Source organism: Streptomyces sp. SID11385 (assembly GCF_010548245.1).
In the GTDB taxonomy this organism is placed as follows: Bacteria; Actinomycetota; Actinomycetes; order Streptomycetales; family Streptomycetaceae; genus Streptomyces.
Map to the genome: position 1 here is coordinate 1 of NZ_JAAGLR010000317.1, position 6,155 is coordinate 6,155.

Sequence of the window (6,155 nt, forward strand, 5' to 3'; positions counted from 1 at the left end):
TCGGCGGCGCACCCGGGGCACGGGCAGGCCGCGCCTGGCTGGAACTCCTCGAAGACCGGACCGGCGATGAGATTCACGTCACACCCTCTGGGACAAAGCGGGGGAAATATGTACAGACGTCAGTTTCCCAACCCCGCGGCGGGCCCGCATGTTGACGACTCGAATGCCGCATCGCCCCCGGTCACGGGCGCGTGGCAGCCCGCTCCCCGCGGTTTGGGAGCACCCCTGGGGATCGGGTAAAGTTCCCGACGTCAGCAGGCGCCGCTAGCTCAGTTGGTTAGAGCAGCTGACTCTTAATCAGCGGGTCCGGGGTTCGAGTCCCTGGCGGCGCACCGACAGAGAGAAGCCCCCCGAGCAATCGGGGGGCTTCTCTTTTGCGTCGGCTGAGCCGAAGGCGCGCGCCCGCGCCGCCCGCGCGCCCCCGCGCGCACCCCCACCTCCTTCCGCACTCCGATCCCCCAGATCCCGTGCCCCTCATACACCCGTTCGGACGGTCAACCGTTCAGTTGTACCGATTGGCGGATATGCACGGTAAACACATTGTTTCGCCCTTGCGATCATGGCCGGTGGCGTAGAACTCTTTTCGAGTCGTCGCGGGGGGCGCGGGACGAACGGGGGCCATGCCGGGAGGGGCAGCGCGCGCCGCCGTCGCGCCGGAAAAAACATCCTTTGTCGTGCCGGAAGCGGCTCGCGAAGCCCGTCCGGCCGAGCCGGCCGACGACAGCACGCGCCCGCGGGGCGGCCGGAGGGGGCCGCGGCGGGCGAGGAAGAACGAGACCACGCGGCCCGGCGGCCGCGTGCGGGGGGAATGACTCATGACGCCGACCGGCGACGATCCGGCGCGCACGACGCAGCTCAGAGTGGAGCAGACCAGGACCGGCACCTTCCGCGGACTGCGCGGCAAGCTGCCCCGCTACGACTACGAGCACCACAGCCGGCTCGCCGGACCGCTCACCGAACCCGATCCGTCCCGCCCCTACCGCGTCCGCTACCGCAGCCTCCTCGGCCAGGAGACCCACCGGGTGCGGGCCGCGCTGCTGCTCTGCGCCGCGCCCGTGCTCTCGGTCGGGCTGCTCCTGTGGCTGCTCCAGCCCGCGCACTGGACGGAGCGCGACTACCCCGCGTACGACTTCCTGCCGGTCCTCGACGGCGTGATGCTCGTCGCGATCGGGCTCATCGAGCTGTTCCGCTGCCTCAACGTGCTCTCCAACGCGCACGCGACCCTCGTCGCCCGCGACCCGGTGCCCGTCGTCCCCGAGACCGGGACGCGCGTCGCCTTCCTGACCTCCTTCGTGCCCGGCAAGGAGCCGCTGGAGATGGTGACGCGGACGCTGGAGGCGGCGGTGCGCATCCGGCACCGGGGCGTCCTGCACGTGTGGCTCCTCGACGAGGGCGACGACCCCGAGGTGCGCGAGGTGTGCGCGCGGCTCGGCGTGAAGCACTTCTCCCGCAAGGGCGTCGCACGCTGGAACCAGCCGAAGGGCCCGCACCGCGCGAAGACGAAGCACGGCAACTACAACGCCTGGCTCGACGCGCACGGCGACGACTACGACTACTTCGCCTCCGTCGACACCGACCACGTCCCGCTCCCCAACTACCTGGAACGGATGCTCGGTTACTTCCGCGACCCGGACGTCGGCTTCGTCATCGGCCCGCAGGTCTACGGCAATTACGACAGCTTCGTGACCAAGGCCGCCGAATCGCAGCAGTTCCTCTTCCACGCGCTCATCCAGCGCGCGGGCAACGCCTACGGCGCCCCCATGTTCGTCGGCACGTCGAACGCCGTACGGATCGCGGCACTTCGCCAGATCGGCGGCCTGTACGACTCGATCACCGAGGACATGGCGACGGGCTTCGAGATGCACCGCGCCCGCAACCCGCGCACCGGCCGCAAGTGGAGGTCCGTCTACACGCCCGACGTGCTGGCGGTCGGCGAGGGCCCGGCGGCCTGGACGGACTTCTTCACGCAGCAACTGCGGTGGTCGCGCGGGACGTACGAGACGCTGCTCAAGCAGTTCTGGAAGGCCCCGTTCACGTTGCCGTTGGGGCGCTTCTTCAACTACACGATGATGGTCATCTTCTACCCGATGTCCGCGCTCAACTGGATTCTGGCCGCGCTGTCCTGCGCGCTGTTCCTCGGGCTGGGAGCCTCGGGCGTCAACATCGACCCGTCCGTCTGGCTCATGCTCTACGGCAACGCGTCCGCGCTCCAGATCGGCCTGTACATCTGGAACCGGCGGCACAACGTCTCGCCGCACGAGCCGGAGGGTTCCGGCGGGGTCGCGGGCATGGCGATGTCCGCCATGTCGGCGCCGCTGTACGCGCGTTCGCTCATGGACGCGGTGCTGCGCCGCAAGAGCCGCTTCGTCGTGACGCCGAAGGGCGACTCGGCGAGCCCGGACACGCTCTTCGGGACCTTCCGCGTCCACCTCTTCTTCCTCGCGGTCTTCGGCGGCTCGCTCGCGGCCTCCTTCGCGCTCGGCCACCACCACCCGGCGATGATCGTCTGGGCCTCGCTCGCGCTGCTCATCACGGCGGCGCCGATCCTGCTGTGGCGGTGGTCGCTGCGGCACGAGGGAGCGGGGGCCGGGGCGGTACGGGAGAGTGGCGCCGCGCGCGGGGAGGGCGCCCCCGGACCCGTACCACCGCCCGCCACCGTCGCCCCGCCCACCGCGGTCGTCCCGCCCGCCGCCGTTCCCGGTCAGCCCAGGGGTTCCGGCCGTGACCCGCGGCCCTCGTGGGCCGTCGCGGACGACGACGGCGAGGCCGTGCGGATCGGGGGGCGTGAGGCATGACGGACCGCGCCAAGCTGCGCCGTATGCGCCGGGTCGGGGTCGGGGCCGTCGTCGTGATCGCGGTCGCGGGGATGAACGCGCCAGCGATGTACCGCTTCGGCTCCGAGCGGTATCACCACTACAAGATCAACAGACCCGAGTACAAGGAGCGCAACGGGCACTGGGACATCCTGAACTTCCCGAAGGAGTACCGGCAGAACACGATCCACGCCGCGCTCCTGCGCACCGGCAAGGTGCTGCTCATCGCCGGTTCGGGGAACAACCAGGACAACTTCGACGCGAAGAAGTACGACACGCGTATCTGGGACCCCGAGACCAACACGATCAAGAAGGTCCCGACCCCCGACGACCTCTTCTGCACCGGGCACACCCAGCTCGGCAACGGCAACCTCCTCGTCGCCGGAGGCACCAAGCGGTACGAGAAGCTCAAGGGCGACGTGAAGAAGGCCGGTGGCCTCATGATCGTCCACAACGAGGACCCGGACGCGCCGAAGACCATCAAGGCGGGCACGAAGTTCACCGGCAAGAAGACCGGCAAGACGTTCGTCGCGAAGGACCCGGCGGTCGTCGAGCGGGCGAAGAAGGTCTTCGACAAGAAGACGGGGAAGTTCCTGCGCACGGAGCCGGGTCTCGACCGCATCTACGTCGAGGCCGAGAAGGAGGGCAGGAAGTACGAGACGGGCGCGCAGGACAACTACCGCGTCGCGGGGCTCAAGGGCGCCGACCGGCACAACGTGTACGGGATCGCCGAGAAGCTCGCGCTCGACAAGAAGGACTTCCAGGGCATCGACGACGCCTTCGAGTTCGACCCGGTCGCCGAGAAGTACATCAAGGTCGACCCGATGCACGAGGCCCGCTGGTACCCGACCCTGACGACCCTCTCGGACGGCAGGGTCCTCTCCCTGTCCGGGCTCGACGACATCGGCCAGCTCGTCCCCGGCAAGAACGAGATCTTCGACCCGAAGACCCGCACGTGGACGTACACGAAGAAGCAACGGCAGTTCCCGACGTACCCGGCGGTCTTCCCGCTCCAGGACGGCCGGCTCTTCTACTCGGGCTCCAACGCCGGGTACGGGCCCGCCGACGAGGGGCGCGAGCCCGGGATCTGGGACCTGGCCTCGAACCGCTTCGACACGCTCGGCGGGCTCAGTGACCCCGACCGCATGGAGACCTCGGGCACCGTACTGCTGCCGCCCGCGCAGGACGAGAAGTACCTCGTGATCGGCGGCGGGGGCGTCGGCGAGTCCGCGAAATCGAGCAGGAAGACCCGGCTCATCGACCTCAAGAGCCCCCATCCCCGTTTCCACGACGGGCCTTCGCTGGAGAAGGGCACCCGCTACCCGCAGACCTCCGTCCTGCCCGACGACAGCGTGCTTGTCTCGGGCGGCTCCGAGGACTACCGGGGGCGCGGCGACTCCAACATCCACCAGGCGCGCCTGTACGACACGAGGACGAACACCCTCCGCCGCGTCGCCGACCCCCAGGTGGGCCGCAACTACCACTCCGGCTCGCTCCTGCTCCCCGACGGACGCGTGCTCTTCTTCGGCTCCGACTCGCTCTACGCGGACAAGGCGAACAGCAAGCCGGGCACCTTCGAGCAGCGCCTGGAGATCTACACGCCGCCGTACCTCTACCGGGGCGCGCGGCCGAGCCTCGGCAAGGGCCCGGCCGCCGTCTCGCGCGGGGAGACGGCGACGTACCCGAGCAAGCACGCGGCCTCGATCCGCACCGCGCGCCTCATCCGCCCGAGCGCCTCGACGCACGTGACGGACGTCGACCAGCGCTCGGTGGCACTCGACGTGAGACGCAGTGCGAGCGGCGTCGAGGTGACGATCCCGGAGAACCGGAATCTGGTGCCGAGCGGCTGGTACATGCTCTTCGTCACGGACGACCAGGGGACACCGAGCAAGGCCCGCTGGGTCGAAGTGAAGTAGCTTGGAGGGAGGGTGAGTTGGGCCGGGGTCCGGCGGGACCCCGGCCCAGCTCGCCCGTTCCCAGCCGTTCTCACTCGCCCTTCGCGAGGTCGAGGGCGTAAGTGCCCCACCACTGACCCGCCTTGGGGCCGCCCTTGCACGTGCCGTCCGACTCCCCCGGCCGCTTCACCCACAGGTAGGCGTCCACGAGCGGATCGGCCGTCTTCGTCGTCGGCGGCTCACCGAGCGCCCGCCCCGGCGGATTGCACCACCGCTCGCCCGGATCGCCTTGCGTGAAGGGCCCGTTGCCGTTGCGGCTGGTGTCGACGACGAAGTGCTTGCCACCGACGAGGCCGGACAGCTCCTTGCCGTACGCGATGCTCCGTTCCGTCGTCTCGAAGTTGGAGACGTTGACGGCGAAGCCGTCGGCCGCGCCGATCCCGGCGCGCTCCAACGGCTCGGCGAGCGCTTCGGGCCGCTGCCAGCCCGGATTGCCCGCGTCGAGGTAGACGGTGGTGTGCGGGAGCGCGCCGAGCTTCTCGATGGCGCCCTTGAGGAGGTCGTACCGCTCCTCGTGGAACGCGTCGGGGGTGCAGCCGTCCACGAGGTGCAGCAGCGCGTCGGGTTCGAGCACGACGGTCGCGGGCCCGTCGCCAATGCCCGCCGCGACCTTGTCGATCCAGGCGCGGTACGCGTCCCCGTCCGCCGCGCCGCCGCCCGAGTACTGGCCGCAGTCGCGGTGCGGGATGTTGTAGAGGACGAGGAGGGCGGTACGGTCCGCCCGCGCGGCGGCCTCCGTGAAGCCGCGCGCCTCCTCCTGGGCCCCCTCCGGGGTGAGCCACTGGCCGACCGGCTCGCGCGCGATGCGCTCGACGAGCCGCGCCTCGGCCTCCTTGCCGTCCGCGCGGTACCCGGCGAGCGCGGTGGCCGCCGTACCGCGCGGGTTGACCCAGTACGGGTCGTGGTCCTTGGGCCGTTGCCCGACCGCCGTGCCGGTGCCGTGCGGCTTCGGGTCGTCGCCGCCGTTGTCGCCGCCCCCCGAGGAACACCCCCCGAGCACGGCGGAGGCCACGAGCACCCCCACCACCGCCCCACGCCACCCACGTGCGTCACTGCCGTACATCCACTCCCCCTAGGGTGTACCGGTGAGGCCCCAATCCTGACATAGCGGGATGCCCCGCCGGAATCTCCGCCCCGATTCGCCCGGGAAGCGCGGGAGTTGGCCGGAATGGGGGGTGCGGCGGCTGGTGGACGGGGGCGGGGCGGGGCACGGATCGCGCTTAGCGGGGTCCCGCGCGCACCCGGGCGCCCCACCCCGTAGATTCCCCCGCTTCAGCGGCGGCCCCGGCGCAGGACGCCGAGGGCGACGACGAGCGCGGCGGTCGCGGCGAGGAGGAAGCCGACGACCGCCTGCGCCGTGCTCGGCCCGGCCGCGCGGGCGACGGGG

At 70.7% G+C, this 6,155-nt stretch carries 3 protein-coding genes and 1 tRNA gene; 3 read left to right on the top strand and 1 reads right to left on the bottom strand.

Features of this window, described 5'->3' with window-relative positions:
• Positions 1-258: 258 nt before the first annotated feature.
• The 3 genes from G3I42_RS09640 (at position 259) to G3I42_RS09650 (ending at position 4,729) form a co-directional block, all read left to right on the top strand.
• Positions 259-332, top strand: a tRNA-Lys gene (locus tag G3I42_RS09640).
• Positions 333-815: 483 nt separating this feature from the next.
• Entirely contained in the window at positions 816-2,795 is a 1,980-nt protein-coding gene (locus G3I42_RS09645; protein ID WP_164284284.1) for a cellulose synthase catalytic subunit, read from the top strand.
• A complete protein-coding gene (locus tag G3I42_RS09650; RefSeq protein WP_203606590.1) occupies positions 2,792-4,729 on the top strand; it encodes a kelch motif-containing protein in 1,938 nt (645 codons plus the stop codon). Before G3I42_RS09645 ends, G3I42_RS09650 begins: the two co-directional genes overlap by 4 nt.
• A gap of 70 nt (positions 4,730-4,799) precedes the next feature.
• Here G3I42_RS09650 and G3I42_RS09655 read toward each other — a convergent pair whose 3' ends face one another.
• Positions 4,800-5,831 carry a glycoside hydrolase family 6 protein gene (locus G3I42_RS09655; RefSeq protein ID WP_203606591.1) on the bottom strand — a complete coding sequence of 344 codons (1,032 nt, stop codon included), beginning with the start codon at positions 5,829-5,831 and terminating at the stop codon, positions 4,800-4,802.
• Positions 5,832-6,155 lie beyond the last annotated feature (324 nt).

Excerpts from the sequence above, each read along its gene's own strand:
- G3I42_RS09645 (WP_164284284.1), top strand. The coding sequence starts at position 816 with ATGACGCCGACCGGCGACGATCCGGCGCGCACGACGCAGCTCAGAGTG.
- G3I42_RS09650 (WP_203606590.1), top strand. The coding sequence starts at position 2,792 with ATGACGGACCGCGCCAAGCTGCGCCGTATGCGCCGGGTCGGGGTCGGG.
- G3I42_RS09655 (WP_203606591.1), bottom strand. The coding sequence starts at position 5,831 with ATGTACGGCAGTGACGCACGTGGGTGGCGTGGGGCGGTGGTGGGGGTG.